Source organism: Streptomyces sp. NPDC101227 (genome assembly GCF_044767545.1).
Taxonomy (GTDB): Bacteria; Actinomycetota; Actinomycetes; order Streptomycetales; family Streptomycetaceae; genus Streptomyces.
This window is the reverse complement of the sequence record NZ_JBIWOD010000006.1, coordinates 485,234-510,413: the sequence shown is the minus strand read 5'-3', so window position 1 is coordinate 510,413 and position 25,180 is coordinate 485,234. Positions and strand designations below refer to the sequence as shown.

21 protein-coding genes are annotated in these 25,180 nt (G+C 71.7%); 10 read left to right on the top strand and 11 right to left on the bottom strand.

What is annotated here, in order from left to right:
• The first annotated feature begins 27 nt into the window (after positions 1-27).
• From ACIRPT_RS17380 to ACIRPT_RS17370, 3 genes are all read left to right on the top strand, one after another.
• Positions 28-1,665, top strand: a complete 1,638-nt coding sequence (locus ACIRPT_RS17380; protein ID WP_403827820.1) for an amidohydrolase family protein — start codon at positions 28-30, stop codon at positions 1,663-1,665.
• Between the two features lie 149 nt (positions 1,666-1,814).
• Positions 1,815-3,026, top strand: coding sequence for a pyridoxal phosphate-dependent aminotransferase (locus tag ACIRPT_RS17375; protein ID WP_403827818.1), 1,212 nt, complete (start codon positions 1,815-1,817; stop codon positions 3,024-3,026).
• 125 nt (positions 3,027-3,151) lie between these two features.
• Positions 3,152-3,616 (top strand): hypothetical protein, encoded by a 465-nt coding sequence (locus ACIRPT_RS17370; protein ID WP_403827816.1) that lies wholly within the window; start codon positions 3,152-3,154, stop codon positions 3,614-3,616.
• 108 nt (positions 3,617-3,724) lie between these two features.
• On the opposite strand, the gene ACIRPT_RS17365 is transcribed toward ACIRPT_RS17370, so the two are convergent.
• Complete coding sequence (locus ACIRPT_RS17365; RefSeq protein ID WP_403827814.1) at positions 3,725-5,572, bottom strand: phosphoenolpyruvate carboxykinase (GTP); 1,848 nt, start codon at positions 5,570-5,572, stop codon at positions 3,725-3,727.
• A 250-nt stretch (positions 5,573-5,822) separates the two neighbouring features.
• Here ACIRPT_RS17365 and ACIRPT_RS17360 point away from each other — a divergent pair, with 250 nt between their 5' ends.
• The 3 genes from ACIRPT_RS17360 (at position 5,823) to ACIRPT_RS17350 (ending at position 7,674) form a co-directional block, all read left to right on the top strand.
• A complete protein-coding gene (locus ACIRPT_RS17360; protein WP_403515334.1) occupies positions 5,823-6,539 on the top strand; it encodes a hemolysin III family protein in 717 nt (238 codons plus the stop codon).
• A 257-nt stretch (positions 6,540-6,796) separates the two neighbouring features.
• Positions 6,797-7,036: a hypothetical protein gene (locus ACIRPT_RS17355; protein WP_403827812.1), complete on the top strand. Its 240-nt coding sequence runs from the start codon at positions 6,797-6,799 to the stop codon at positions 7,034-7,036.
• A 5-nt stretch (positions 7,037-7,041) separates the two neighbouring features.
• Complete coding sequence (locus ACIRPT_RS17350) at positions 7,042-7,674, top strand: TetR/AcrR family transcriptional regulator (protein WP_403827810.1); 633 nt, start codon at positions 7,042-7,044, stop codon at positions 7,672-7,674.
• A 59-nt stretch (positions 7,675-7,733) separates the two neighbouring features.
• On the opposite strand, the gene ACIRPT_RS17345 is transcribed toward ACIRPT_RS17350, so the two are convergent.
• The 4 genes from ACIRPT_RS17345 to ACIRPT_RS17330 form a co-directional block, all read right to left on the bottom strand.
• Positions 7,734-8,186, bottom strand: coding sequence for a MerR family transcriptional regulator (locus ACIRPT_RS17345; RefSeq protein WP_403827808.1), 453 nt, complete (start codon positions 8,184-8,186; stop codon positions 7,734-7,736).
• Positions 8,173-9,555 (bottom strand): amidase, encoded by a 1,383-nt coding sequence (locus ACIRPT_RS17340; RefSeq protein WP_403827806.1) that lies wholly within the window; start codon positions 9,553-9,555, stop codon positions 8,173-8,175. The genes ACIRPT_RS17345 and ACIRPT_RS17340 overlap by 14 nt, the downstream gene beginning before the upstream one ends.
• 73 nt (positions 9,556-9,628) lie before the next feature.
• On the bottom strand, positions 9,629-10,669 hold the full coding sequence (locus tag ACIRPT_RS17335) for a zinc-binding dehydrogenase (protein WP_403827962.1): 1,041 nt from the start codon (positions 10,667-10,669) through the stop codon (positions 9,629-9,631).
• A 133-nt stretch (positions 10,670-10,802) separates the two neighbouring features.
• On the bottom strand, positions 10,803-12,890 hold the full coding sequence (locus ACIRPT_RS17330; RefSeq protein WP_403827804.1) for a thioredoxin domain-containing protein: 2,088 nt from the start codon (positions 12,888-12,890) through the stop codon (positions 10,803-10,805).
• A gap of 297 nt (positions 12,891-13,187) precedes the next feature.
• On the opposite strand from ACIRPT_RS17330, the gene ACIRPT_RS17325 reads away from it, so the two are divergent.
• Positions 13,188-16,457, top strand: coding sequence for a tetratricopeptide repeat protein (locus tag ACIRPT_RS17325; RefSeq protein WP_403827802.1), 3,270 nt, complete (start codon positions 13,188-13,190; stop codon positions 16,455-16,457).
• Positions 16,458-16,584: 127 nt separating this feature from the next.
• On the opposite strand, the gene ACIRPT_RS17320 is transcribed toward ACIRPT_RS17325, so the two are convergent.
• Positions 16,585-16,827: a hypothetical protein gene (locus ACIRPT_RS17320; protein ID WP_403827800.1), complete on the bottom strand. Its 243-nt coding sequence runs from the start codon at positions 16,825-16,827 to the stop codon at positions 16,585-16,587.
• A 4-nt stretch (positions 16,828-16,831) separates the two neighbouring features.
• Entirely contained in the window at positions 16,832-17,704 is an 873-nt protein-coding gene (gene mca / locus ACIRPT_RS17315; RefSeq protein WP_403515361.1) for a mycothiol conjugate amidase Mca, read from the bottom strand.
• A gap of 178 nt (positions 17,705-17,882) precedes the next feature.
• On the opposite strand from mca, the gene ACIRPT_RS17310 reads away from it, so the two are divergent.
• Both ACIRPT_RS17310 and greA read left to right on the top strand, forming a co-directional pair.
• Positions 17,883-18,293 (top strand): DUF4307 domain-containing protein, encoded by a 411-nt coding sequence (locus ACIRPT_RS17310; protein WP_403515363.1) that lies wholly within the window; start codon positions 17,883-17,885, stop codon positions 18,291-18,293.
• A gap of 235 nt (positions 18,294-18,528) precedes the next feature.
• The gene (greA, locus tag ACIRPT_RS17305) at positions 18,529-19,026 is read left to right on the top strand and encodes a transcription elongation factor GreA (protein WP_403827797.1); all 498 of its coding nucleotides are present in this window, start codon (positions 18,529-18,531) and stop codon (positions 19,024-19,026) included.
• Positions 19,027-19,296: 270 nt separating this feature from the next.
• Here the strand turns inward: greA and ACIRPT_RS17300 are convergent, their stop codons facing one another.
• The 3 genes from ACIRPT_RS17300 to ilvA form a co-directional block, all read right to left on the bottom strand.
• Positions 19,297-20,166 (bottom strand): ABC transporter permease, encoded by an 870-nt coding sequence (locus ACIRPT_RS17300; protein ID WP_403515367.1) that lies wholly within the window; start codon positions 20,164-20,166, stop codon positions 19,297-19,299.
• Positions 20,163-21,257: an ATP-binding cassette domain-containing protein gene (locus ACIRPT_RS17295; RefSeq protein ID WP_403827795.1), complete on the bottom strand. Its 1,095-nt coding sequence runs from the start codon at positions 21,255-21,257 to the stop codon at positions 20,163-20,165. Before ACIRPT_RS17295 ends, ACIRPT_RS17300 begins: the two co-directional genes overlap by 4 nt.
• 320 nt (positions 21,258-21,577) lie before the next feature.
• Positions 21,578-22,954, bottom strand: coding sequence for a threonine ammonia-lyase (gene ilvA / locus ACIRPT_RS17290; protein WP_403827793.1), 1,377 nt, complete (start codon positions 22,952-22,954; stop codon positions 21,578-21,580).
• Between the two features lie 189 nt (positions 22,955-23,143).
• Between ilvA and ACIRPT_RS17285 the strand changes: the two genes are divergently transcribed.
• A complete protein-coding gene (locus ACIRPT_RS17285; RefSeq protein WP_403515374.1) occupies positions 23,144-23,644 on the top strand; it encodes a MarR family winged helix-turn-helix transcriptional regulator in 501 nt (166 codons plus the stop codon).
• A gap of 220 nt (positions 23,645-23,864) precedes the next feature.
• Here the strand turns inward: ACIRPT_RS17285 and ACIRPT_RS17280 are convergent, their stop codons facing one another.
• The gene (locus ACIRPT_RS17280) at positions 23,865-25,025 is read right to left on the bottom strand and encodes a cystathionine gamma-synthase (protein WP_403515376.1); all 1,161 of its coding nucleotides are present in this window, start codon (positions 25,023-25,025) and stop codon (positions 23,865-23,867) included.
• Positions 25,026-25,180: the final 155 nt, after the last annotated feature.

The following is a 25,180-nucleotide window of genomic DNA, read 5'->3' as shown; positions in this document are numbered from 1 at the left end:
GCACGCCGTGAGAAAGGCGACCCAGCCATGGACACCGTGTTCCGCGACGTCCGCGTCATCGACGGCTCCGGCGGCCCGTCCTACCGCGCCGATGTCGCCCTGGACGCCGGCCGGATCGCCGAGATCCACCGCGCGGGGACCGGCGGCCCGCGCCCCGACGCCGCCCGCGTCGTGGCGGCCGACGGGCTCGCCCTCTCCCCCGGCTTCATCGACATGCACGCCCACAGCGACCTCGCGCTGCTCCGCGACCCCGCGCACGAGGCCAAGGCCGCCCAGGGCGTCACCCTCGAAGTCCTCGGCCAGGACGGCCTGTCGTACGCGCCGGTCGACGACCGCACCCTCGCCGAGGTCCGCGCCCAGATCACCGGCTGGAACGGCGGGGGCCCGGCGGACGGGACCGTCGACTTCAGCTGGCGCACGGTCGGCGAGTACCTCGACCGCCTCGACCACGGCTTCGACGGCCGGGGCATCGCCGTCAACGCCGCCTACCTCATCCCCCAGGGCACCGTCCGGATGCTCGCCCTGGGCTGGGCCGACCGCGATGCCACCCCCGACGAGCTCGCGCGGATGAAACAACTGGTCGCCGAGGGCCTGGAACAGGGCGCCGTCGGCCTCTCCTCCGGCCTGACCTACACCCCCGGCATGTACGCCTCGGACGCGGAACTGACCGAACTGTGCCGGATGGTGGCCCGCTACGACGGCTACTACTGCCCGCACCACCGCTCCTACGGGGCGGGCGCCCTCCAGGCGTACGAGGAGATGATCGCCCTCACCCGCGAGGCCGGCTGCGCCCTCCACCTCGCCCACGCCACCATGAACTTCGGCGTCAACAAGGGCCGCGCGCCCGAGCTGCTGGCCCTCCTGGACGCGGCCCTCGACGCGGGCGCCGACATCTCCCTCGACACCTACCCCTACACCCCCGGCTGCACCACCCTCGTGGCGATGCTCCCCAGCTGGGCCGGCGAGGGCGGCCCGGACGCGGTCCTGGCCCGCCTCCGGGACGACGCGACGGCCGAACGCATCCGGCACGTCATGGAGGTGGAGGGCGCCGACGGCTGCCACGGAGTGCCGATCGACTGGGACACCATCGAGATCTCCGGCGTCGCGGATCCGGGCCTGGCGGACTGCGTCGGCAAGACCCTCGCCCGCAGCGCCGCCGAACGCGGCGAACAACCCTGGGTCACCGCCCGCCGCCTCCTGATCGCCGACCGCCTCGGCCCGACGATCCTCCAGCACGTCGGACACGAGGACAACGTCCGCCGGATCATGCGCCACCGCGTCCACACCGGCGGCAGCGACGGCATCCTCCAGGGCGACAAGCCGCATCCGCGCGCGTACGGCACCTTCCCGCAGTACCTCGGCAGGTACGTCCGCGACCTGGGCGTGCTGTCCCTGGAGGAGTGCGTCGCTCATCTGACCTCCCGCCCCGCCGCCCGCCTCCGCCTCCCCGACCGCGGCCTGGTCCGCGAGGGCCACCGCGCCGACCTGGTCCTCTTCGACCCGGACACGGTCGCGGCCGGCTCGACGTACGAGGCCCCGCGCACCCTGCCGACGGGCATCCCGCACGTCCTGATCGACGGCCGGTTCGTGATCGAGGACGGCCGGCGGACGGATGTGCTGGCGGGCCGGGCGGTGCGGCGGACACCCGGGCGCGCCGGACGCTGAACCCGGCGGGGTCCCGACGGAATCAGTACGCGGCCCGAGGGCCGTCCGCGCCCGTTCCTCACCCCACGTGAGCAACTCCACACCATGCGCTCATCAAGGTGGGGAAAAACACCCGGCGGCTGCCGATACACGCCCGTAAAGTGGCGGACATGCAGGTGATCCAGTCAACGAAGCTCTCAGGCGTCTGCTACGAAATCCGTGGCCCGGTGCTCGAGGAGGCCATGCGGCTGGAGGCGGCGGGACACCGCATCCTCAAGCTCAACACGGGCAACCCGGCGGCGTTCGGCTTCGAGTGCCCGCCCGAGATCCTGGAGGACATCCTCCGGTCGGTCGGTACGGCGCACGGCTACGGCGACGCCAAGGGCCTGCTCTCCGCCCGCCGCGCGGTGATGCAGCACTACCAGACCAAGGGCATCGAGCTGTCGGTCGACGACATCTATCTGGGCAACGGCGTCTCCGAGCTGATCCAGATGTCGATGCAGGCGCTGCTGGACGACGGCGACGAGGTGCTCGTCCCCGCTCCCGACTATCCCCTCTGGACGGCGTCGGTCTCGCTCTCCGGCGGCACCGCGGTGCACTACCGCTGCGACGAGCAGGCGGACTGGATGCCGGACCTGGCCGATATCGAGCGCAAGGTCAGCGACCGCACCAAGGCCATCGTCGTCATCAACCCCAACAACCCCACGGGTGCCGTATACGACGACGAGCTGCTGCGCGGCATCGCGGAGATCGCCCGCCGCCACAATCTGATCGTCTGCGCCGACGAGATCTACGACAAGATCCTCTACGACGGCGCCACCCACACCCCGTTCGCCTCGCTCGCGCCCGATCTGCTGACCCTGACCTTCAACGGCCTGTCCAAGGCGTACCGGGTCGCGGGCTACCGCAGCGGCTGGATGGCGGTCTGCGGCCCCAAGGCGCACGCCTCCTCGTACATCGAGGGCCTGACGATCCTGGCCAATATGCGGCTGTGCGCCAATATGCCGGCCCAGCACGCCGTCGCCACGGCCCTCGGCGGCCGCCAGTCGATCAACGACCTGGTGCTGCCCGGCGGCCGGCTGCGCGAGCAGCGCGATACGGCCTACGAGCTGCTGACCCAGATCCCGGGCGTCAGCTGCGTCAAGCCGAAGGGTGCGCTGTACGCCTTCCCGCGGCTGGATCCGAAGGTCTACAAGGTCAAGGACGACCGGCGGATGGTGCTGGACCTGCTGCGCGCCGAGAAGATCATGATCGTCCACGGCACGGGCTTCAACTGGCCGGAGCCGGACCACTTCCGCCTGGTCACGCTGCCCAGCGCCGACGACCTGACGGATGCCGTGACCCGCATCGGCACCTTCCTCGACGGTTACGGACAGTACTGAACCGGAGCGACTTCCTGTACGGATCACAACTTTAGACAAGGTCTAAGCTAGGATGGCCTCCTAGACGTTGCGAGGTGTGCCCGGATTCCCGGCACGTCGTTCCAGGTGTTTGCAGGAGGCCCTCCATGTACGAGCCGATCCGCACCAAGTCGGTCCACACCATGGCCGCCGCCCCGGACTTTCCGCACCGCTCCCGCGAGGAGGAGCTGGACATCCGGCTCGCCGGACAGCTGACCGCGCTGCTCACCGTCACCGATGAACTGCGCGCCCTGGCGCCGCGCGAGGGCCACGCGCCCGACGCCGCGGGCCCGGACGGCGCGGCGCCGGACCGCGCGGCGCTGACCGCCGCCGCCGACCGCATCGCCGAGCAGGTCGCGCGGCTGAGCGGCCACTACCCGCTGCGCGCCGAGCCCACCGACGGCGGCGACCCGTCCCGCATACCGGCCCTCCAGCAGCGCGCCCACACCCTCGCCGGGAACGCCCTGGCGGTGGCCACCTCCCGGGACGACGCCGCGGCGATGGCGCTGGCGGCCGAGCGGATGGCGGCGCACGGCGCGGCCGCCGGCGTCCGGGACCTGGCTTCCGCCTGATCCGCCGCGGCGCGCCGGCGGCGGACGGCGAACGGCCGGGGCCCCGCACCAGGTGAAACCAAGTGCGGGGCCCCGGCCGGGCATCGGGCGGTCCGGCCGCCGACGGCACTAGCCCAGCCGCTGCACCAGCGCCCGGTACTCGTCCCACAGCTCCTTCGGCGCGTGGTCACCGAAGGTGTTGAGGTGCTCGGGGATCAGCGCCGCCTCCTCGCGCCATACGTCCTTGTCGACGGTGAGCAGGAAGTCGAGGTCGGCGTCGGCGAGCTCGAGGCCCTCGGTGTCCAGGGCGTTCTTGGTGGGCAGCACGCCGATGGGGGTCTCGACGCCCTCGGCCTTGCCCTCCAGCCGCTCGACGATCCACTTGAGCACCCGGCTGTTCTCGCCGAAGCCCGGCCACACGAAGCGGCCCTTGTCGTCCTTGCGGAACCAGTTGACGTAGTAGATCTTCGGCAGCTTGGACTGGTCCTTGTCGGAACCGACCTTGACCCAGTGCCCCATGTAGTCGCCCATGTTGTAGCCGCAGAACGGCAGCATGGCGAACGGGTCGCGGCGCAGCTCGCCGACCTTGCCCTCGGCCGCGGCGGTCTTCTCGGACGCCACGTTCGCGCCGAGGAAGACACCGTGGTTCCAGTCGAGGGACTCCGTCACCAGCGGTACGGCGCTGGCGCGGCGGCCGCCGAAGAGGATCGCCGAGATCGGCACGCCCCTGGGGTCCTCCCACTCGGGCGCGATCGTCGGGCACTGGGCGGCCGGGACGGTGAAGCGGGCGTTGGGGTGGGCGGCCGGGGTGCCGGACTCGGGCGTCCAGTCGTTGCCCTTCCAGTCCGTCAGGTGCGCCGGGGTGTCCTCGGTCATGCCCTCCCACCACACGTCGCCATCGTCGGTGAGGGCGACATTGGTGAAGACGGAGTTGCCCCAGAGGGTCTTCATGGCGTTGGCGTTGGTGTGCTCGCCGGTGCCGGGCGCGACGCCGAAGAAACCGGCCTCGGGGTTGATCGCGTAGAGCCGGCCGTCCTCGCCGAAACGCATCCAGGCGATGTCGTCGCCGATGGTCTCCACGGTCCAGCCGGGGATGGTCGGCTCGAGCATGGCCAGGTTGGTCTTGCCGCAGGCGCTCGGGAAGGCGGCGGCGACGTACTTGGCCTCGCCCTGCGGCGGGGTCAGCTTGAGGACGAGCATGTGCTCGGCGAGCCAGCCCTCGTCACGGGCCATGACGGAGGCGATGCGCAGCGCGTAGCACTTCTTGCCGAGCAGGGCGTTGCCGCCGTAGCCGGAGCCGTACGACCAGATCTCGCGGGCCTCGGGGAAGTGCGAGATGTACTTGGTGGAGTTGCACGGCCACGGGACGTCGGCCTCGCCCTCGGCCAGGGGAGCGCCGAGGGTGTGGACGGCCTTGACGAAGAAGCCGTCCTCGCCGAGCTCGTCGAGGACCGGCTGCCCCATGCGCGTCATCGTGCGCATCGAGACCGCGACGTAGGCGGAGTCGGTGATCTCCACGCCGATCGCGGAGAGGGGGGAGCCGAGCGGGCCCATGCAGAACGGGACGACGTACATCGTCCGGCCCTTCATCGCGCCACGGAAGATGCCCTGCCCACCGGAGGGGCCGTCGCCCGCTTCCCCGGTGAAGATGGCCCGCATCTCGGCGGGGGCCTTCCAGTGGTTGGTCGGGCCGGCGTCCTCCTCCTTCTCGGAGCAGATGAAGGTGCGGTCCTCGACCCGGGCCACGTCCCTGGGGTCGGAAGCGGCGTAGTACGAGTTGGGGCGCTTGATCGGGTCGAGCTTCTTGAAGGTGCCCTTGTCGACGAGCTCCTCACACAGACGCTCGTACTCCGCCTCGGAGCCGTCACACCAGACGACCCGGTCGGGCTGGGTGATCGCCGCGATCTCGTCGACCCAGGAGATCAGTTCCTGGTGACGGGTGGGGGCGGGGGAGGGAGCCGCGTTGTCGCGCGCCACGATCGCTCCTAGATGAGGGTGTGGACGAATTTCCGACCGGTACGCCGGAGAAATCCGTTGTGTTGTTGGTTTTTCGCTTACCTGCCCCTTGGGGGCCGCGACCCGGATGCTTCGTGACCGCTCATCCGGTGCCGACCGCACTCATTTGATCATCCGACCCCGACAGAGATCTGTCCAGAGGGCGCCTTCGTGACCGTCACCACTTCTCGACAGAGGGGTAACCTACGGTCGCGTAGGTAGCATGTCGGCCATGACTTCCGCGCACGACGCAGCCGAGAGCTCCACCTCCCCCGGGGCAGGCACCGTCTCCGCGGTCGCCGCCGCGGCCGCACCACTCAAGCCACGTCTCAGGGGCTGGCTGCACGCCGGAATGTTTCCCGCCGTGCTGCTGTCCGGCGTCATACTCACCGCACTCGCCGACAGTCCCCGCGGCCGTCTGGCCTGCGCCATCTACACGCTCTCGGCCTGCCTGCTCTTCGGCATCAGCGCGCTGTACCACCGCGGCAACTGGAGCCCGAGGACCGACGGCATCCTGCGCCGGCTCGATCACGCCAACATCTTCCTGATCATCGCGGGCACCTATACGCCCCTGACGATGCTGCTCGTCCCGGGTACCCGCGGCCAGGTGCTGCTCTGGGCCGTCTGGGCGGCCGCCCTGGCCGGAATCGCCTTCCGCGTCTTCTGGGTCGGCGCCCCGCGCTGGCTCTACACCCCCTGCTACATCGCCATGGGCTGGGCCGCCGTCTTCTTCCTCCCCGACTTCCTGCGTACGGGCGGGATCGCGGTGCTGGTGCTCGTCATCGTCGGCGGCCTCCTCTACAGCGCGGGCGGCGTGATCTACGGGATCAAGCGCCCCAACCCCTCACCGCGGTGGTTCGGCTTCCACGAGGTCTTCCACTCGCTCACGCTGGCGGCGTTCATCGTGCACTACGTCGGGATCTCACTGGTGGCCTATACGCACGCCTGACCCACCGCGATCGCCCGTGGGGCGACGCCGGCAGATGGCCGCGACCTCCGGGTCGCGGCCATCTGTCATGCCGGGACCCGCCACGACACGCCGCCGGACGTCGCCGACTGGTGGGCGCGCGGCGCGCTCGGCGCCGCGGCGCTCGGCACGCTGGCGCTCTCGGGCCTGATGTTCATCCTGCCGCCGTACCTCCAGGCCGTACCGGTGCATGACGCCTTCGGCACCGGCCTGCGGATGCTGCCGATGGTGGCGGGCTGATGATCGCGGCCAGGTGCAGCGGCGCCCTCGCCGCGCGCATCTGGCCGCGCCCGGTCGTCACCGGCGGCTTCCCGGCCCGGGCCGCCGACGCCGCCGGGGACTCGGTCGTCGCCCCCCACCTGGTCGCCGACCGGATCGGCTTCCACCAGCTCGCCGCGTCCGGGACGGCGCGCCGCCCCGGGCACCGCCCCGGTGCGGACGCGGCCGTGGTCACCGGGACACCCGATGCCCGACAATGAGGGCCATGGTCACCGCGCGTCGCTCCGCCTCCGCCTCCGCCGCCCCCGGAGCTCCCCGGCCCGGACTGCGGGAGCGGAAGAAGATGCAGACCCGGCAGGCGATCCGCCGTGCCGCCTACCGGCTCTTCGAGGAGCGGGGCTACGACGCGACCCCCATCGACCAGATCGCCGAGGCCGCGGACGTCTCGCCCAGCACGGTCTTCCGCTACTTCCCCACCAAGGAAGACATCGTGCTGACGGACGAGTACGACACCCTGCTCGAGGCGGGGCTGCGGGCCCGTCCGGCGGACGAGCCGATGGTCGAGTCGATGCGCCATGTGACCGTCGAGGCACTGGCCGAGATCACCGCGGATGACCGTACGGAACTCGTCCAGCGCATGCGGCTGGTCCGCGAGGTGCCCGCCATCAGGGGCCGCACGGCGGAGAACACCGCCCGGGACGCCGAGATGATCAGCGCCCTGCTCGCGGAGCGTTCCGGACGCACGGCCGACGACCTGGAGGTACGCGTCATCAGCGCGGCGGTCCTGGCGGCCCTTCAGGAGGCGCTGCTGCGCTGGGGGGAGGCCGGCCCGGACGCCGATCTGGAGGCGCTCGTCCACCGGACGATGGACGTCCTGGGGCGCGGCCTCACCCTCTGAGGGCCGGACCCCTGGGAGACGGGACGGCATCGAGCCGGAAGATCGGCCCTCCCCCGTGCCTAACGGGCAGGGGAGGCGCCCCCACCCGCGCCGGCCCGCGCCCCGGCGCCCCGCTCGGCCCCTCGCCCGCCCGCCCCCGGCTCCCCCAGCCGCGCCGCGAGCCGCCCGCGCAGCTGCGACAGCCGCGCGATACGGGCATCCAGGTCGGCGAGCCGACGCCGGGCCACCACCTCCGCGACCGCACACCGCCCCGCCCTGGGGTCCTTGGGTATCAGCTCCGGTACGCCACCGTCCGGCATGGTGGCCAGCAGATGCGCGAAGGCCCGCACATCACCGACCGTCAGCCCCGCCTCGCGCAGCTCGCGGACCGCCCGGAGCCGGCGGATGTCCTCCGCGTCGTACTCCCGGTGGCCCGATGGCGTCCTACGGGCCGTCACCAGCCCCTGCTGCTCGTAGTACCGCAACGTCCGCGGTGTCAGTCCGGCGGCGGCCGCGGCATCACCGATGCGCATGGGCGCCTCCTTCCTCCGCACCGGGCCGCCGCACCCCGGTCGCGGCCCCCGTGCCCCCGATCGCGCTCTCCATCGCGCTCTCGATCCCTGCGGCGGCCCGCAGCAGCTCCTCGTCCGCGCCGGCCGGGCCGACGAGCTGGAGCCCGAGCGGCAGCCCGTTGGCGGCGCGGCCGGCCGGCAGGCTGAGGGACGGCAGACCGGCGTTGCTCCACGGCAGGCACATGATCGACTTCCCGGTGACGGTGAGGTCCCCGGGCGCGGGGCCGGTGGCCGACGGCGATATCCACAGGTCGATGCCGGCCGCCTCCGCCTCCGCGGCGAGCCGTTCGCGGAACGCGGCCCGCCGGATCCGGGCCTCCTCGTAGGCGTCGTCCCCGATCGAGTGGCCCTGCCGGATGGCCGCCGCCGTCTCCTGCCGATAGCGGTCCCCGAACCGCGCGAACCACTCGGCGTGGGCGCGGGCAACCTCGTAGCGGTTCATCGTGAAGAGCTGCTCGACGACCCGGTCGAAGTCGCCCATCACCGGCACTTCGCGGACCGCATACCCGGCCGCCCGCAACCACTCGGTCTGCTTCTCGAAGGCGCGCAGAGCCTCGCCGTCGGCCCTCTCCAGATAGGGCCCGGCCGGTATGCCGAGAACGGGCAGCCCCGCGCCCGCCGCCTCGGGCCGCCACCCGTCGCACAGCACCGGCGCCGCGAGTGCCACCCCCGCCACATCGGCCGCATAGCACCCGAGGGTGTCGAAGCCGACGGCGTTGGGGATCACCCCGTCGGTCGGGATCCGGCCATAACTCGGCTTGAAGCCCACCACTCCGCAGTACGCGGCGGGGCGGATCATCGAACCGACCGTCTGCGTCCCGATGGCGAGCGGCACCATCCCGGCGGCCACCGCGGCCGCCGAGCCACTGCTCGAACCGCCCGGTGTATGCGCCGGGTTGTGGGGGTTGCGGGTCGGACCGGGGGCCGTGACGGCGAACTCGGCGGTGACGGTCTTGCCCGCGATCAGGGCCCCGGCGGCCAGCAGCCGGTCCACGACGGCGGCCTGCGCGCCGCCCAGCACCTCGGGCGGCAGCGCCGACCCCGCCCGCGTGGGCAGCCCGTCGACATGCACGATGTCCTTGACGCCGACGGGTATGCCGTACAACGGTGGCCGGTCGGCGGGCTCCCGCGCACCGGCGGCCGCCAGCCGCCGCGCCGCCTCCAGAAGCCGCCCGCGCCGCTCCGGTTCGGGCACAAAGGCCCGTACCCGCTCATCGATGGCGTCGATACGGTCGCAGACACGCGCCGCGGCGGCGACGGGATCGACCGCTCCGGACCGCAGCGCCGCGGCCTCCCGAACAAGGGATCGGTACCTCAGCAAGGTCTCCACGCTCGAAGGCTACAACCGGCCACTGACAGTCCCCCGGCCCGCGTCCACCGCCGTCCCGCTCAACGCGCCGGACTCACAACTCCACGACCACGGCGCCCAGATGACGCCCCTCGGTGAGCTCGCGCAGCGCCCGCGGCGCCTGCTCGATGCCGTGCAGACGCGCGTGCGGGAAGGTGAGGGTGCCCTCGCGCAGGCCCTCGGCGAACCGCCGGTTCCACTCCGGGATCAGGTCCCGGTGGTCGTGGAGGGCGACGCCGCGCATGGTGATGCTGCGGGCGAGCAGCGAGAGGGTGTCGACCGGCGTCGGGGCCGCGCCTTCCCCGGAGAGCTGACTGGCCAGTGCGCCCACGATCGCGAGCCGGGCGCCCCTGTTGGCGAGCGCGAGCGCGGCCTGCAACTGCTCGCCGCCCACGTTGTCGAAGAGCGCGTCGATACCCTCCGGCGCGGCCTCGCGCAGCTGCTCCTCGATGGGCCCCGCGCCGCGGATCACCACCGCGTCATAGCCCAACTCCTTGATCAGCCGGTCGGCCTTCTCCCGCGAGCCCGTGCTGCCGATGACCCGCGCGGCGCCGTACTGCCGGGCGATCTGGCCCGCCAGGGAGCCCACACCGCCCGCCGCCCCGGTGACGAACACCGTGTCCCCCGGGCGCACTTCGGCGCCGCGGGCGATGCCCATCAGGGCGGTGGGGCCCTGGGAGAGGTAGGCGGCCGGGTCGGGCATGAGGTCCGGGTCGAGGCGCTGCGCCCCGCCCGCGTCGAGGAGGCTGTACTCACGCCAGCCGAGCCGGTGTTCCACCAGGTCACCGGGGTTGAGGTCGGTCCCCGGGGCGGCCACCACCTCACCGACCGCGGCTCCGTGCAGCGGCGCCCCGATCTCGTACGAGGGCATCGGCACCGCGCTGGTCTCGTCCATCAGGGTGCGCATCACCGCGGCGACACCCATGTGGGTGTTGCGCACGAGCACCTGGCCGGACCCCGGCTCGGGAACCGGCACCTCCACGATCTCGAAGAGGTCGTCGGTGACCGGCCCTTGGGGCCGACGGGCCAGGCGAACTTCACGACAGGTGCCGCTCGCCGTGCCCTTGGCCATGCCCTCCGCCGTCCCATTCGTCATGCGATGCGTCGCGTGGTTCGTCATGTCCCGAGGCTAGAACTTGACGTACGCGTCAGGTTCAACCCGTCGCTGGTCCTAGGACTTCGGGCGGGCCCCGGCGATTCCGCCGCCCGGAGCGCGGGCAGGCGGGACCTCATGCCCGCAGCCGCGCCCCCAGCTCGTCCGGGTCGGTCGTCGGCCGCTCGCAGGTGAAGTGGTGGCAGACATACGCCGCCGGGCGGCCGTCGACCAGGGGGCGGTCCATCAGCAGCGGGACCTCCCCGGCGTCGTCCGAACCCGGCGCACCCAGCGCGACCACCGTGCCGGGGGCCGTACCGAGCAGGGCGGCACGGTGGAGGGCGGCGGTGGCGGGATCATCCGGGGAGCCCACGACCGCGACCTCGCGGGGGCCGGCCAGCGCGGCCTCGGCGACCGCGAGGCCCCAGCCGATGAAGCGCGGGGCGCGGCCGCCGAGGGCGGTGACGATGCCCAGGGCGCGTTCGGCGGCGTCCCGGTGGAGGGCGCTGCCGGTCAGGGCCGCGTACGAGAGAAGGGCCCCGGCGGCGGCGGTCCAGCCGGAAGGGGTGGCGTTGTCGGTCGGGTCCTGGGGGCGGCGGATCAGCGCCTCGGCGTCGGCGGCGGTGTCGTAGAGGGCGCCGTCCGGGGTGGTGAACTGGACGAGGACGGTGTCCAGGAAGAAGCCGGCGAACTCCACCCAGACGCCCTCCCCGGTGACGGAGGCCAGCGTCAGGAACCCCTCGGCGACATTGGCGTAATCCTCCAGGACACCCGAGTTGGCGCCCGGGGTGCCGTCCTTGGAGGTACGGTGCAGCCGGGCCTGCCAGTCCATGTGGACGCGGACCAGGAGGTCGGCGGCGTCGGTGGCGGCCTGGATCAGGTCGGGACGGTCGAAGTAGGCGCCGGTCTCGGCGAGGGCGGCGATGGCCAGGCCGTTCCACGAGGCGACCACCTTGTCGTCCCGCCCGGGACGCGGCCGCTGCGCGCGCGCCGCGAGCAGCCGCTCCTTGACGGAGGCCACCCGCTCGGCGTCAGCCGGAGCGCCGCCCTCGAAACCCTGCGCGCCGCCCTCCCGTTCGGCCGCGTCCGGCAGCTGGAGGACGGAGGAGCCCTCCTCGAAGGTGCCCTCCGGCGTGACGCCGAAGTGGGCGGCGGCGAACTCCGCGTCCTTCTCGCCCAGTACGGAGCGCAGCTGATCCGGCGTCCAGACGTAGTAGGCGCCCTCGACGTGCTTGCCGGACCCCGTGCCGTCGTCGCTGTCCGCGTCCAGCGCGGAGGCGAATCCACCCTGCTCGGTGCGGAGTTCGCGCACCATGAAGTCAGCGGTCTCCAGGGCGACCCGTCGGGCCGGACCGGAGCCGGTGGCGCGCCACAGGTGTGCGTAGGTGCGGCACAGGAGGGCGTTGTCGTAGAGCATCTTCTCGAAGTGCGGCACGGTCCAGGTGGCGTCGACCGCGTACCGGGAGAACCCGCCGCCCAACTGGTCGTAGATGCCGCCGCGGGCCATCGCCGCGCAGGTCGCCTGGACCATCTCCAGGGCGGCGGCGGAGCCCGTACGGGCGTGGTGGCGAAGGAGGAATTCCAGCGCCATGGGCGGCGGGAATTTGGGCGCGCCGCCGAATCCGCCGTGCACCGCGTCGAATTCGCGGGTCAGGCCCATCAGGGCGGCGTGCAGTTCCTCGGGGCGCGGCGGACGGCGCTCCGCGGGCAGCGAGTCGGTGAGCGAGCGGCCTGCCAGGTCGGCGACGATCCGGCCGGCGGCCTCGTCGACCTCGTCACGGCGGTCGGCCCAGGCGCCGCGCACGCCCTCCAGGACCTGCCCGAAGGACGGCATGCCGTGCCGGGGAGCGGGTGGGAAGTACGTGCCGAAGTAGAAGGGCTGTGCGTCGGGGGTGAGGAAGACCGTCATGGGCCAGCCGCCCTGGCCGGTCGCGGCCTGTACCGCCTCCATGTAGACCGCGTCTACGTCCGGGCGCTCCTCGCGGTCGACCTTGACGGCGACGAAGTGGTCGTTGAGCAGGGCGGCGGTGGCGGGGTCCTCGAAGCTCTCGTGGGCCATCACATGACACCAGTGGCAGGAGCTGTACCCGACGCTGAGCAGCACCGGGACGCCGCGCCGTCTCGCTTCCTCGAACGCTTCGGTGGACCACGGCCACCAGTCGACCGGGTTGTCGGCGTGCTGGAGCAGATACGGGGAAGTCTCATGAGCCAGGCGGTTCGGCATGGGGCCATCCTCTCCCACTGCGACGGGGTGCGTCGGGAGCGGAGGGAGTTGTTGTTCCGGAGTTGTCCACAGGCCGGTTATCCACAGCCCTGCCGGAATGTGCGCGGACGCGGAACACTGTGCGTGCGGAGACGATCACCGCCGGAGCCGAACCGTCCGGGACGGCTGAACGTCCGACACCACTGGAACCACTGACACGACCGGGACCACTCGCACTACGGGAACCACTGGAACGACCGGAACCACTGCATCAACGGGAACGACCGGAACTACTGCAACTGCTGGAGGGGGATTCGCATGCCTGGCTCACTGGCTGTGCTGCGTGAGGAGCACCGTGCGGAGGCGGGGGAGCTGTTGGCGCGGGCCGTGGAGGAGGAGGCACGGCGTTCGGGCGGGCGGCTCGACGGGAGCGCGCTGCTCGGCAGAGCGCGCGCGGCGCTGGACGAGATCGCCGGTGCCGCGGCCGAGGAGTACTCCGCATATGTGCGGGCGCTGGACGAGGCGGGGGCCGGACAGCGGCCGCTGGCCTCGCGGCTGTCGCGCAAGGAGCTGGGCACTCCGGCGGTGGCGACGGCCGTGGCGGCGGTGGCGGCGTTCGGTACGGATCTGGCGTACGGCACGGGCGCGGGCGCGGCCCTGGGGGTCGGCGCCGCCGTGGTGGTGGCGGGCGCCACGGCCACGGTGGTGAAGCTGGCCGCGGGCCATCTGCCGGCGGCGCACGAGCAGGCGGGGAAGCGGGGCCGGCCCGGCGGCCCGGAGCAGTTGCGGCTCCAGTGGCTGACGGCGCTGGAGGTGCGGGGCATCCGGCCGTACCTGGACCAGCAGCGGATGCTGACGGCGGCCCGCGGCAGCGGCGCGCTGTCCAAGACGGCCGCCGGCAAGGCCTCCCGGGGCCCGCAGCTGCGCGGCGGGGACCGTAGCGCAGCTGCCCGGCAGCGGTCCGTACTGGAGCACTCCTTCTCCCAACTCCCCAGTTCCGACGGGCCGTTCGCCGGCCGGCGGGCGGAGCTGGCACAGATCGCGCAGTGGGTGCACGCGGCGCGCGCGAGTACGGAGACCAAGCCGACGGTGGTGGTGCTGCACGGCGAGCCGGGTTCGGGGCGGACGGCGCTGGCGGTGCGGGCGACCCATCAGCTGCGCGATCAGTTCCGTGGCGCGTGCGTGGTCGATCTGCGCGGCGACACCCCCGGCGAACTGCCGCTGCCGACCCGCAACGCCCTGCTGCATCTGCTCAACCGGCTCGGGGCGCCCCGCGAGCAGCTGCTGTTCCGCGAGCGGACGTCGCAGGAGCAGCACGTCAAGCGGCTGACCGAGCTCTACCACCAGCATGTGGCGGGCCTTCCGGTGACGGTGCTGCTGGACGACGCCTCCGATCCCGAGCAGGTGCGCACGCTGGTGCCGGACCGCTCCGACAGCCTGGTGCTGGTCACCTCCCGCGAGCCGCTGGAGCTGCCCGATGACCTCCAGGCCTGGGTGCATCAGCTGCCGGTGGGGCCGCTGGACGCCGCGGGCACCGAGGAGCTGCTGCGGGCCGCGGCGGACGGGACGGCGGACGAGGCGGGCCCCTACGACGCGCGGGCGATCGAGCGGATCGTGGAGCAGTGCGCGGGCCTGCCCCTGGCGCTGCGGGTGGCGGGCTCCTCGGTGGGCGCGCGCACCCCGGCCGCGCTGGCCGCGGATCTGGCGTCGTACGACGCGGCGACGCCGGTGGAGCGGGCCCTGTCGCTGCGCTACGCCGACCAGCCGGAGACGGCCCGGCGGCTGCTGCGCCGGCTGGCGCTGGTGGGCCGGGCGTCCCTGGGCGCGGCGGCCGCGGCGGCGCTGCTGGGGGTGGAAAACCCCGCGGCGGAGCGGCAGTTGACGACGCTGGCGGAAGCCGGGCTGATAGAGCATGTGCGCGGCAAGCGGTACCGCCTGCACACCCTGGTGCACCGCTTCGCGTACGGCCGGCTGACCGCGGAGGAGGCGCCGGAGGAGCGGGTCGCGGCCCAGGAGCGGCTGATCCGCGGCTATGCGGAGCTGGCCGACTCGGTCATCCGCCTGGTCGACGGCCGTACGTCGACGCGCGCCGACCGTTTCGGGTCGCACGGCTTCACCTCCCTGGACGCGGCCCTGCAGTGGCTGGACGACGAGTCGAGTTTCATCACGTCCGCGCTGGCGCACGCCGACCAGGACGTCGACCAGGCAACGGTCTCGCATCTGCTGGGCGCGCTGGCCGACTACTGCCTGCTGCGCGGCGACCTCTACCGCCTCGGGGAGCTGAACGAACTGACCCGGGCGGTCGGCCAGGGCCTGCTGATGCGTTCGGTGCAGTGGCGTACGGGCGTCGCGGCCCGGCAGCTGGGCGAGCTGGACAAGGCGCGCACGACCCTGTCGTCGGTGGTGGACCTGTATTTCGAGGCGCAGCATCCGGTGGGTGCCGCCCGTGCGCTGCGCGATCTGGGCATCACGCTCCAGCAGCAGGGCAATCTGACCGAGGCCGCGGCCAAGCTGCGGGAGGCGCTCGAGATGCAGTCCGGCGCCGATATGCACGGCGACCGGGCCTGGACGCTGCATGCGCTGGCAGCGGTGGAGCGGGACCGGGCGGGGATCGCCGAGGCGCTCGCCCTGCTGCGCGAGGCGCTGGAGCTGCACGAGGAGAGCGAGAGCGTGCACGGCCAGGCGTGGGCGCACTTCCAGCTCGGCCAGGTGTATCTGCGGATGGGCGAGGTGCCGCGGGCGGAGGAAGCGCTGGGCGCCGCGATGGAGCTCTACGGGCGGACGCAGGACGAGCGTGGCACGGCCTGGGCGATGACCCAGCTTGCGCGGGCCAGGCTGGTGGACGGCGATCCGGATCCGGCCGCCGACCAGCTGCGGCAGGCGCTGGCACTGCACCAGCGGCACGAGGACGCCCGCGGCGAGGCCTGGACGATGTACTACCTGGGCCAGGCGCTGGAGGAGCAGGGCGAGCAGGACGCGGCGCTGCGGCAGCTGGAGCGGTCGCGGACGATGTTCAGCCGGATGCAGGACGGCTATGGGCTGGCGTGTGCCCGGCATCATTCGGGGCGGGTCACCCGGGATCTGCGGGCCGAGCAGACGGGTTCGCTGCGCAACAGCGGCTTCGCCCGGCAGCTGTTGCAGGACGCCCGTAAGGACTTCCAGCGCATCGCGGTGCCGCACGGCGAGGCCTGGTCGTGCCTGGAGCTGGTGATCATCGATGCCGGCAACGGGCGGGCGGCGCAGGCCCTGGAACTGGCCGGTGAGGCGGCGCGGATCTTCGGCGGCTACGGCGACCGGCGCGGCGAGGACTGGGCCCGCTTTCTGCGCTGCACGCTGCTGCCGTTCGCCTCGCCGGGCGGCTCCGTGGTGGGCACGGCCGTGGCGCAGGAGGAGCTGGCGCAGCTCGTACGGGAGGGGCACGCGGCCCGCGACGGGAAGCTGACGGAGTGCGCGGAGGCGTTCGCACTGCTGCTGGAGCGCGGGGTGGAGCCGGAAACGGGGTGGCAGGCGTGGCGGCTCGGCATGCTGCCGAGCCGCCATGCGCGTGAGGTCATGGGCATAGCCGTCACGCCGGCCGCCGCGGACTGACGCCGGGCGGGCCCGGATGCGGCTCGCTGACCGCTTGGATCAGCGAGCCGCCGGGCCGGTCAGCCGGCCGTAACCCATCGGCCGGCCATCGACCGCACCCGGTCCCGGGGTCTGCCCGTAAGGTCCCTCAGCTGGTCTTCGGCTTCGGCACCGTCGCGGAGGCGGCGGTCGTCTCGCCTTCCTCCGGTGCCTCCTCGAAGTCCACCTTCCTCATGTGCTTGTTCATGGACTTCATCAGCAGCCACACGGCGCCGCCGATGACCGCGAAGACGATGAAGCCGAGGACGCCGGGGGTCACCTTGTCCTTGTCGAAGCTGTCGGCAAGGGTGACGAAGTGCGTCAGGGCGAGGTTGCTGGTCGCGCTCATCATGGGGTCAATTGTTGCGGATGCCCGCGAAGAGGTCGTCCTCGGGGAGGGAAGTGTCCACGAGCGACTTCGCGAGCTCGTACTCCTCCGTCGGCCAGACCTCGCGCTGGATGTCCATCGGGACCCGGAACCAACCGCCGTCGGGGTCGATCTGGGTGGCGTGCGCGATCAGCGCCTTGTCGCGGATCTCGAAGAAGTCGGCGCACGGGATGTAGGTGGTCAGGGTGCGCTCGCGCTGCTCGAACTGCTTCCAGCGCTCCAGCCACTCGCCGTACGGCGAGTCCATGCCGCGCTCCAGGAGCGCCTCATGCAGTGCGATGGTGCGCGGCTTGTTGAAGCCCTGGTTGTAGTAGAGCTTCTGGGGCTGCCAGGGCTCCCCGGCCTCCGGGTACTTCTCCGGGTCGCCGGCCGCCTCGAAGGCCACCATCGTGATCTTGTGGGTCATGATGTGGTCCGGGTGCGGGTAGCCGCCGTTCTCGTCGTAGGTCGTGATGACCTGCGGCTTGAACTCCCGGATCAGCTTGACCAGCCGGCCGGCCGCCACCTCGACGTCCTGCAGCGCGAAGCAGCCATCGGGCAGCGGCGGCAGCGGGTCGCCCTCGGGCAGCCCGGAGTCGACGAAGCCCAGCCACTCCTGCTTGACGCCCAGGATCTCCCGGGCCTCGTCCATCTCCTTCTTCCGTACCTCGTGGATGTGCTCCTCGATGTACGCGTCACCCTGGAGCTTGGGGTTGAGGATGGAACCTCGCTCGCCTCCTGTGCAGGTGGCGACCAGCACGTCCACCCCCTCGGACACGTACTTGGCCATGGTGGCCGCACCCTTGCTCGACTCGTCGTCGGGGTGGGCGTGGACCGCCATCAATCGCAGCTGCTCAGTCAAGACTCGATCCTCAGTGAAAGGCTGGGTGAAAGGCTGGGTGCAAGGCTCAAGAAGATGCCTCCTATAGTGACCGAAGCGAGGGGGCGCTGTATTCCCTGGATCCATCCCTGGGCCGGAGACCCGCCGGGGCTCCACCGCCTCAGGGCCCGCACAGGTCCCCGTACCAGGAGGAATGATCATGACGGCGGTGCGCGACGGGCTCCCGGACGGACGCTACGGCCGCTCCGCGGACCAGCGTGCGGACCGCAAGCTCAAGATCATCGGAGCGGTACTGGGCGTCGCGCTGCTCGCGATGGTCGGCTGGGCCGGCGCCTCGTACATCGCCGGACAGGATCTCAGCGGCCGGATCATCACCTGGGACGCGGTGTCCGACAGCGCCGTCAAGGTGCACCTTGAGGTGATCAAGGACAAGGACGACAAGGGCGTCTGCACGCTGCGCTCGCAGGCCGCGGACGGCTCCGAGGTGGGCCGCAAGGACGTCACCATCGACCAGCGCACGGACCAGGTGAACACCGAGGTCACGCTGCGCACCACCAAGCGGGCGACCAATGCCGTACTGGTCGGCTGCCAGGCGGCTCCGGGCAACTGACAGGGGCATGTCGCATCTCCGCCTCACGGATTCGGCATGCCCGGCGCACGGGGCCGGGCGCCGCGCGGTGTGACCGCCTCTGAGCAGCGACGATGCGTCGCTGTGCGTTCCCTGTGGAATTCCCCCTCCCCGTTTTGTGCCGGAATTGTTAGGCTCGTGGTTTCGCCCACCTGAGAAGGCGCAAACCTTCCTGGTAGGGCGTTTGATTTATCCCCAGTACCGACGAGGAGCACCTGTGACCCAGACCAGCGAGAACGTCACCTGGCTTACCCAGGAGGCGTATGACCAGCTCAAGGCCGAGCTGGAGCACCTGTCTGGTCCCGCCCGCGCCGAGATCACCGAAAAGATCGCGGCGGCCCGCGAGGAGGGCGACCTCAAGGAGAACGCCGGGTATCACGCCGCCAAGGAAGAGCAGGGCAAGCAGGAGCTTCGTGTCCGCCAGCTGACCCAGCTGCTGCAGACGGCGAAGGTCGGCGAGGCCCCCGCCGCCACCGGCGTCGTCGCTCCCGGCACGGTCGTCACCATCGCGTTCGACGGAGACCCGGACGACACGCTCGAGTTCCTGCTGGCCTCGCGGGAGTACGCGAGCTCGGACATCGAGACCTACTCCCCGCAGTCGCCGCTGGGCGCGGGCGTGAACGGCAAGAAGATCGGCGACACCGCGGAGTACGAGCTCCCGAACGGTAAGAAGGCGACCGTGAAGATCCTCGAGGCCAAGCCGTACTCCGGCTGAGGCCCGCGCCACCGAACAGGGCATAAAGCGGCCCGGAGCCTGAGGAGCGCTCCGGGCCGCTTCACTGTGCGTGCACCTTTTCACTGTGTGTGCACCTTGCCTCACGGAACGTGGGAACGAATCACGCTCCGTAATCGTTGCCGTAAAGAGGAAGGAGGCAGCGGGCAAGGCGAAGCCCGTGGGCGGGCACGGAACCCCTGCAGGTAGACCTCAGGTGCAGGTAGACCTCAGGAGGTGCCGGAAGGGGACCTCAAGAGGTGCAGGTGGACCTCAGGCCGTCGCCGAGCGGTACTTGCGGACCGCCAGGGTCCGGAAGACCGCGATGATCAGCAGCGACCAGATCACCGAGGCCGCCACCGGGTGTTCCATGGGCCAGGCGCCGGTCACCGACGTGGGGACGTGCGGGATGGTGTTGCCGAACAGGTCCCGGGCCGCGGCCACGGTGGCGCTGAACGGGTTCCACTCCGCGATGTGCTGGAGGAACGGCGGCATGCCGTTGACCGGCACGAACGCGTTGGAGATGAAGGTCAGCGGGAAGAGCCAGATCAGCCCGCCGGAGGTGGCCGCCTCGGGGGTGCGGACCGAGAGGCCGATCAGCGCGCCGATCCAGGAGAAGGCGTAGCCGAGCAGGAGCAGCAATCCGAAGCCGGCCAGCACCGCGAGGATGTTCTCGTGCGTGCGCCAGCCGATCAGCAGCGCGACGACGGCCAGCACCACGAGCGTCAGCGCGGTCTGCACGAGGTCGGCCAGGGTGCGGCCGGTGAGCACCGCGCCACGGGACATCGGCAGCGACCGGAACCGGTCGATCAGGCCCTTGTGCATGTCGTCGGCGATGCCCGCGCCCGCACCGGCGGTGGCGAAGGTGACGGTCTGCGCGAAGATGCCGGCCATCAGGAATTCGCGGTACGCCTGGGCGTTGCCGACCGGGGCGCCGGGGATGTTGATGGAGCCGCCGAAGACGTACGTGAACAGCACCACGAACATGATCGGCTGGATCAGCCCGAAGATCACCACCTCGGGGATGCGCATCATCCGGATGAGATTGCGCTTGGCCACGACCAGGGAGTCGCGTACGGACCGGCTGATGCCGCCGCGCGGCCGGGGGGTGCGGGCCGGGGCCGTTTCGGTCGCCGTCGTCACTTCACGCCCTCCTTGTCGGCCGTCTCGCGGGCCGTATCCCGCACGGCGGCGGGCTCGCCCGTCCGCTCGCCCTTCTTCCGGCGGCCGCCGGCGCCGGTCTTTTGGCGCCCCGCGGCGCCGTCCTCGCCGTTGTCCGCGCCCCCGTCCGCCGCCTCGGCGACATGCCCGGTCAGCGAGATGAAGACATCGTCGAGGGTCGGGCGGCGCAGCCCGATGTCATCGATCTCCACGCCGCGGGTGTCCAGCTCGCGGATGATCTCGGCGAGCAGCTTGGCGCCGCCGGTCACCGTGACCGTGATCTTGCGGGTGTGCGGTTCGACGGTGACCTCGCCCTTGCCGAAGCCGCGCAGGATGCCCTCGGCGACGGTGATGTGCTCGGGCGCGTGCACCACGACCTCGACGCGTTCGCCGCCGGTGCGCGCCTTGAGCTGGTCGGAGGTGCCGCGGGCGATGACCTTGCCGTGGTCGACGACGCAGATGTCGTTGGCGAGGCGGTCGGCCTCTTCCAGGTACTGCGTGGTGAGCAGCAGGGTCGTGCCGCCCGCGACGAGTTCCTGGATGACGTCCCACAGCTGCTGGCGGTTGCGCGGGTCCAGGCCGGTGGTCGGCTCGTCCATGAACATCACGGGTGGGCTGACGACCAGCGCGGCGGCGAGGTCGAGGCGGCGGCGCATCCCGCCGGAGTAGGTCTTGGCGGTGCGGTCTGCGGCGTCGGAGAGGTTGAAGCGCTCCAGCAGCTCGCCGGCCCGGCGCTTCGCGTCCCGGGCACTCATCTGGTAGAGCTGTCCGACCATCATGAGGTTCTCGCGGCCGGTCAAGTACTCGTCCACGGCGGCGAATTGGCCCGACAGTCCGATGGCGCGGCGCACCCGGTCCGGGTGTGCGAGGACGTCGATCCCGGCGACCTCGGCCTTGCCGCGGTCGGGCTGGAGCAGGGTCGTCAGGACCCGTACGGCGGTGGTTTTGCCGGCACCGTTCGGGCCCAGCATTCCCAGGACGGTTCCTTCGGGTACGTCGAGATCGACGCCGTCCAGAGCCCGTACGTCACCGAATGTTTTCACCAGACCTTCGGCGTAAATGGCGCCTGGCATGTGGGTACTCCCATGGCTTGGGTTAGTTCCAGGTCGAATATTACGGTTGCCGGACTTTGTACGCCCTGCGGGCAGTTACCCATATGCGCACCAGCTCCGCGGGCATTTGTCCGTAGCGAGTCGCCACGGACCACCGGCATACCGTCCTACCGGCGAACCGTCGCCAGGACTGTACTCCGAACGCGATACATCGCGATACAGGTTTTCGGATTCTCGTACTTTCGGCGTACGCGCGCGGCGCCGCGGTCCTCCCGTGACGCCGCATCTCACCTGCGGGGACCGTCCTCGGCCGCGCCTCAACGGCGGGGACCGGCCCCCCGCTACGCGATGACGAAGTACCCCGCCTCGCGCAGCGCCTCGCCCACCTCGGCGCAGTGCTCCGGCCCCTTGGTCTCCAGCTGGATCTCCACCTCGACCTCCGTCAGTCCGAGCCGGGGGTCGAGCCGTACGTGGCCCACGTCCAGGACGTTGGCGTCGACCACCGTCAGCACGCCCAGCAGTGTCGCCAGCGCGCCCGGCCGGTCCGTCAGCCGCAGCCGCAGCGAGAGGTAGCGCCCGGCGGCGGCCATGCCGTGCCGCAGCACGCGCTGCATCAGCAGCGGGTCGACGTTTCCGCCGGACAGCACCGCGACGACCGGCCCCTCGAACGTCTCCGGGTGGGACAACAGCGCCGCCACCGGGCTCGCCCCGGCCGGCTCCACCACCTGCTTCGCCCGCTCCAGGCACAGCAGCAGCGCGCTGGAGAGTTCGTCCTCGGAGACCGTACGGACCTCGTCCACCAGCTCATGGACGATCCGGAACGGCACATCGCCGGGCCGTCCGACCTTGATCCCGTCCGCCATCGTGGCCAGCGACTCGATGGCCACCGGCTGCCCGGCCTCCAGCGACGGCGGGTAGCAGGCCGCGCCCGCCGCCTGTACGCCGATGACCTTCACATCCGGCCGCAGCGCCTTGACCGCCACCGCGACCCCGGCGGCCAGCCCGCCGCCGCCGATCCCGACGACGATGGTGCGCACCTCGGGGCACTGCTCGAGGATTTCCAGGCCGAGTGTGCCCTGACCGGCGATGATGTCCCGGTGGTCGAAGGGGTGGATGAAGACCGCGCCGGTCTCCTTCGCGTACTCCTCGGCGGCGGCCAGCGTCTCGTCGACCACCTGGCCGTGCAGCCGGACCTCGGCGCCGTATTCGCGGGTCGCGGCGACCTTCGGCAGCGGCGCCCCGGCCGGCATGAACACCGTCGAGCGCACGCCCAGCAGGGACGCCGCCAGTGCCACGCCCTGTGCGTGGTTGCCGGCGCTGGCCGCCACCACACCGGCCGCCCGCTCCTGCGGGGAGAGCCGGGCGATGCGTACGTAGGCGCCGCGGATCTTGAAGGATCCGGTGCGCTGGAGGTTCTCGCACTTGAGGTGTATCGGGGAGCCGACCAGCCCCGACAGATAGCGGCTGCCCTCCAGAGGAGTGGCGCGGGAGACGCCGGAGAGCAGCTTGTGCGCCTCGCGGACGTCATCGACCGTGATCTCGGAGACGGGGTCCTCGGAGATCGGGTCCCTGGAGATGGGGTCCTCGGCAACCGATTCCTCGGCGATCCGGCCCTCGGCAATCGGCTCCTCGGCGAGCGGGCCCCCGGTGATCGCGGCGTCGGCGGAGAGCGCCGCTTCCTGGGGCTCGTGTGGCGTGCGAGGCGTGTGATCGGCCATGCCGTCAGTCTCGCAGTTCGGGCTGTCCTGGGCCTTTTCGACCGGATGGCGAGATCCCCCGTACGGCGCGGAACGGTCTCGGCCACCTCACGGGGTGTTATCGGAACGACGGGGTCGGTACCGTCCCCGCAGCATCCGCGTACGCTGTCCTCCCATCCATACGCACCTCCATGAAGCGAGCTCCCGGCCATGCCCACCTCTTCGGACATGACGACCCACCCCGACACCGCTCTCCTCGACGCGCTGCAGCACCAAGTGGCCGTCTTCGCCCGCCGCGCCGAACAGAGCCGTCTGGGTGGCGTGGGGCAGGCGCGCAACTCCATGGACCGCGCCGCCTACCTGCTGCTGAACCGCCTCGACCAGGAGGGGCCGATGGGCGTCAAGGCCCTGGCCGCCGGGATGGGCATCGACTCGTCGACGGTTACCCGCCAGGTGGCGCCCCTGGTGGACTCCGGGCTGGTCAGCCGCGCCACCCACCCCGAGGACGGCCGGGCCGTGGTGCTCCAGCTGTCGGAGCGCGGCCGGGCCCGCCTGGAGGAGGTGCGCGCCTCGCGCCGTGCGCTGATGGCCCTGGTGACGGAGGACTGGTCGCCGGACGACCGGGACGCGTTCTGCGCGCTGCTCACCCGCTTCAACGCCTCCCTCGCCACGCTCACCGCGTCGCTGACGCCGGCCGGCCCCGCGTCCTGATGCACGCCGGGGCGCCCGCGCGGTGACGTCACCACCCCTCCTGGTGGAAGGGTGGTGACGCGCTTCAGGGGCCGCCAACCGGACCGCCGCCGGTGCCGCCGTCCGCACCGCAAACCGGACCGCTGACCGGAGCCCCGACGGACCCGTCAACCGAATCCGCTATCCGCTGTCCGCTGTCCGCATCCGCCGGATCCCGCGGGCCGCCCCCTGACGGGCCTCGTCAGCCGAGGGCCTGCGTGAGGTCCGCCAGCAGGTCGTCGGCGGACTCGATGCCCACCGACAGCCGTACGAGGTCGCTCGGAACCTCCAGCGCGGACCCGGCCGTCGACGCGTGCGTCATCCGTCCCGGGTGCTCGATCAGGGACTCCACACCGCCCAGCGACTCCCCCAGGGTGAACAGCTTGGCGCGGTTGCAGACCTCCACGGCCTCCTGCTCGCCGCCCGCCACCTGGAACGACACCATCCCGCCGAAGGACCGCATCTGCTTGGCGGCGATCTCGTGGCCGGCGTGCTCGGGCAGGCCCGGGTAGTACACGCGGGTGACCTTCTTGTGCGAGACCAGCAGCTCGGCGACGCGGGCCGCGTTGGCGCTGTGCCGGTCCATGCGTACGGCCAGGGTCTTGATGCCGCGCATCACCAGCCAGGCGTCGAACGGCCCGGCGATCGCGCCCATCGCGTTCTGGTGGTAGGCGAGTTCCTCGCCCAGCGCATCGTCGTTGACGACCAGTGCGCCGCCCACGACGTCCGAGTGCCCGCCCATGTACTTGGTCGTCGAGTAGACGACCACATCCGCGCCCAGGGCGAGCGGCTGCTGGAGGTAGGGGCTGGCGAAGGTGTTGTCGACGACGAGCTTGGCGCCCGCCTCCCGGGCGATGCCGGCCAGCGCCGCGATGTCGCTGATGCCGAGGAGCGGGTTGCTGGGCGTCTCGACCCAGATCGCCTTCGTACGGGGCCGCAGCGCGTCGCGTACGGCCTGCGGGTCGGAGGTGTCGGCCACCGACCACTCCACGCCCCACCGCTCGACGACCTTCGCGAACAGGCGGAAGGTGCCGCCGTAGGCGTCGTTGGGGATGACGACGTGGTCGCCGGGGGTCAGCAGGGTGCGCAGCAGGCAGTCCTCGGCGGCGAGGCCGGAGGCGAAGGCGAGGCCGCGCCGGCCGCCGTCCAGGGCGGCGAGATTCTCTTCGAGGGCGGTACGGGTCGGATTGGCACTGCGGCTGTACTCGTAGCCGCCGCGCAGTCCGCCCACACCGTCCTGCTTGTAAGTAGAGACCTGGTAGATGGGCGGTACCACCGCGCCGGTGGCCTGGTCGGGCTCCTGACCTGCGTGGATGGCAAGGGTTTCGAAGTGCTGGTGGCGCTGGTCGCGCTGATCGCTCATGCCTGTCGAGGGTAGTCGGCCGCGCAAGGGAGATTTCCGGAACTTTCTGCTTCGCTGGAGAGTGAATACATACGACGGCTCCGGCTCACCACGACAGCTCCTACTCACTACGATCCAGACCCCGACCCCGACCCCGACCCGACTCCGGCCCCGAT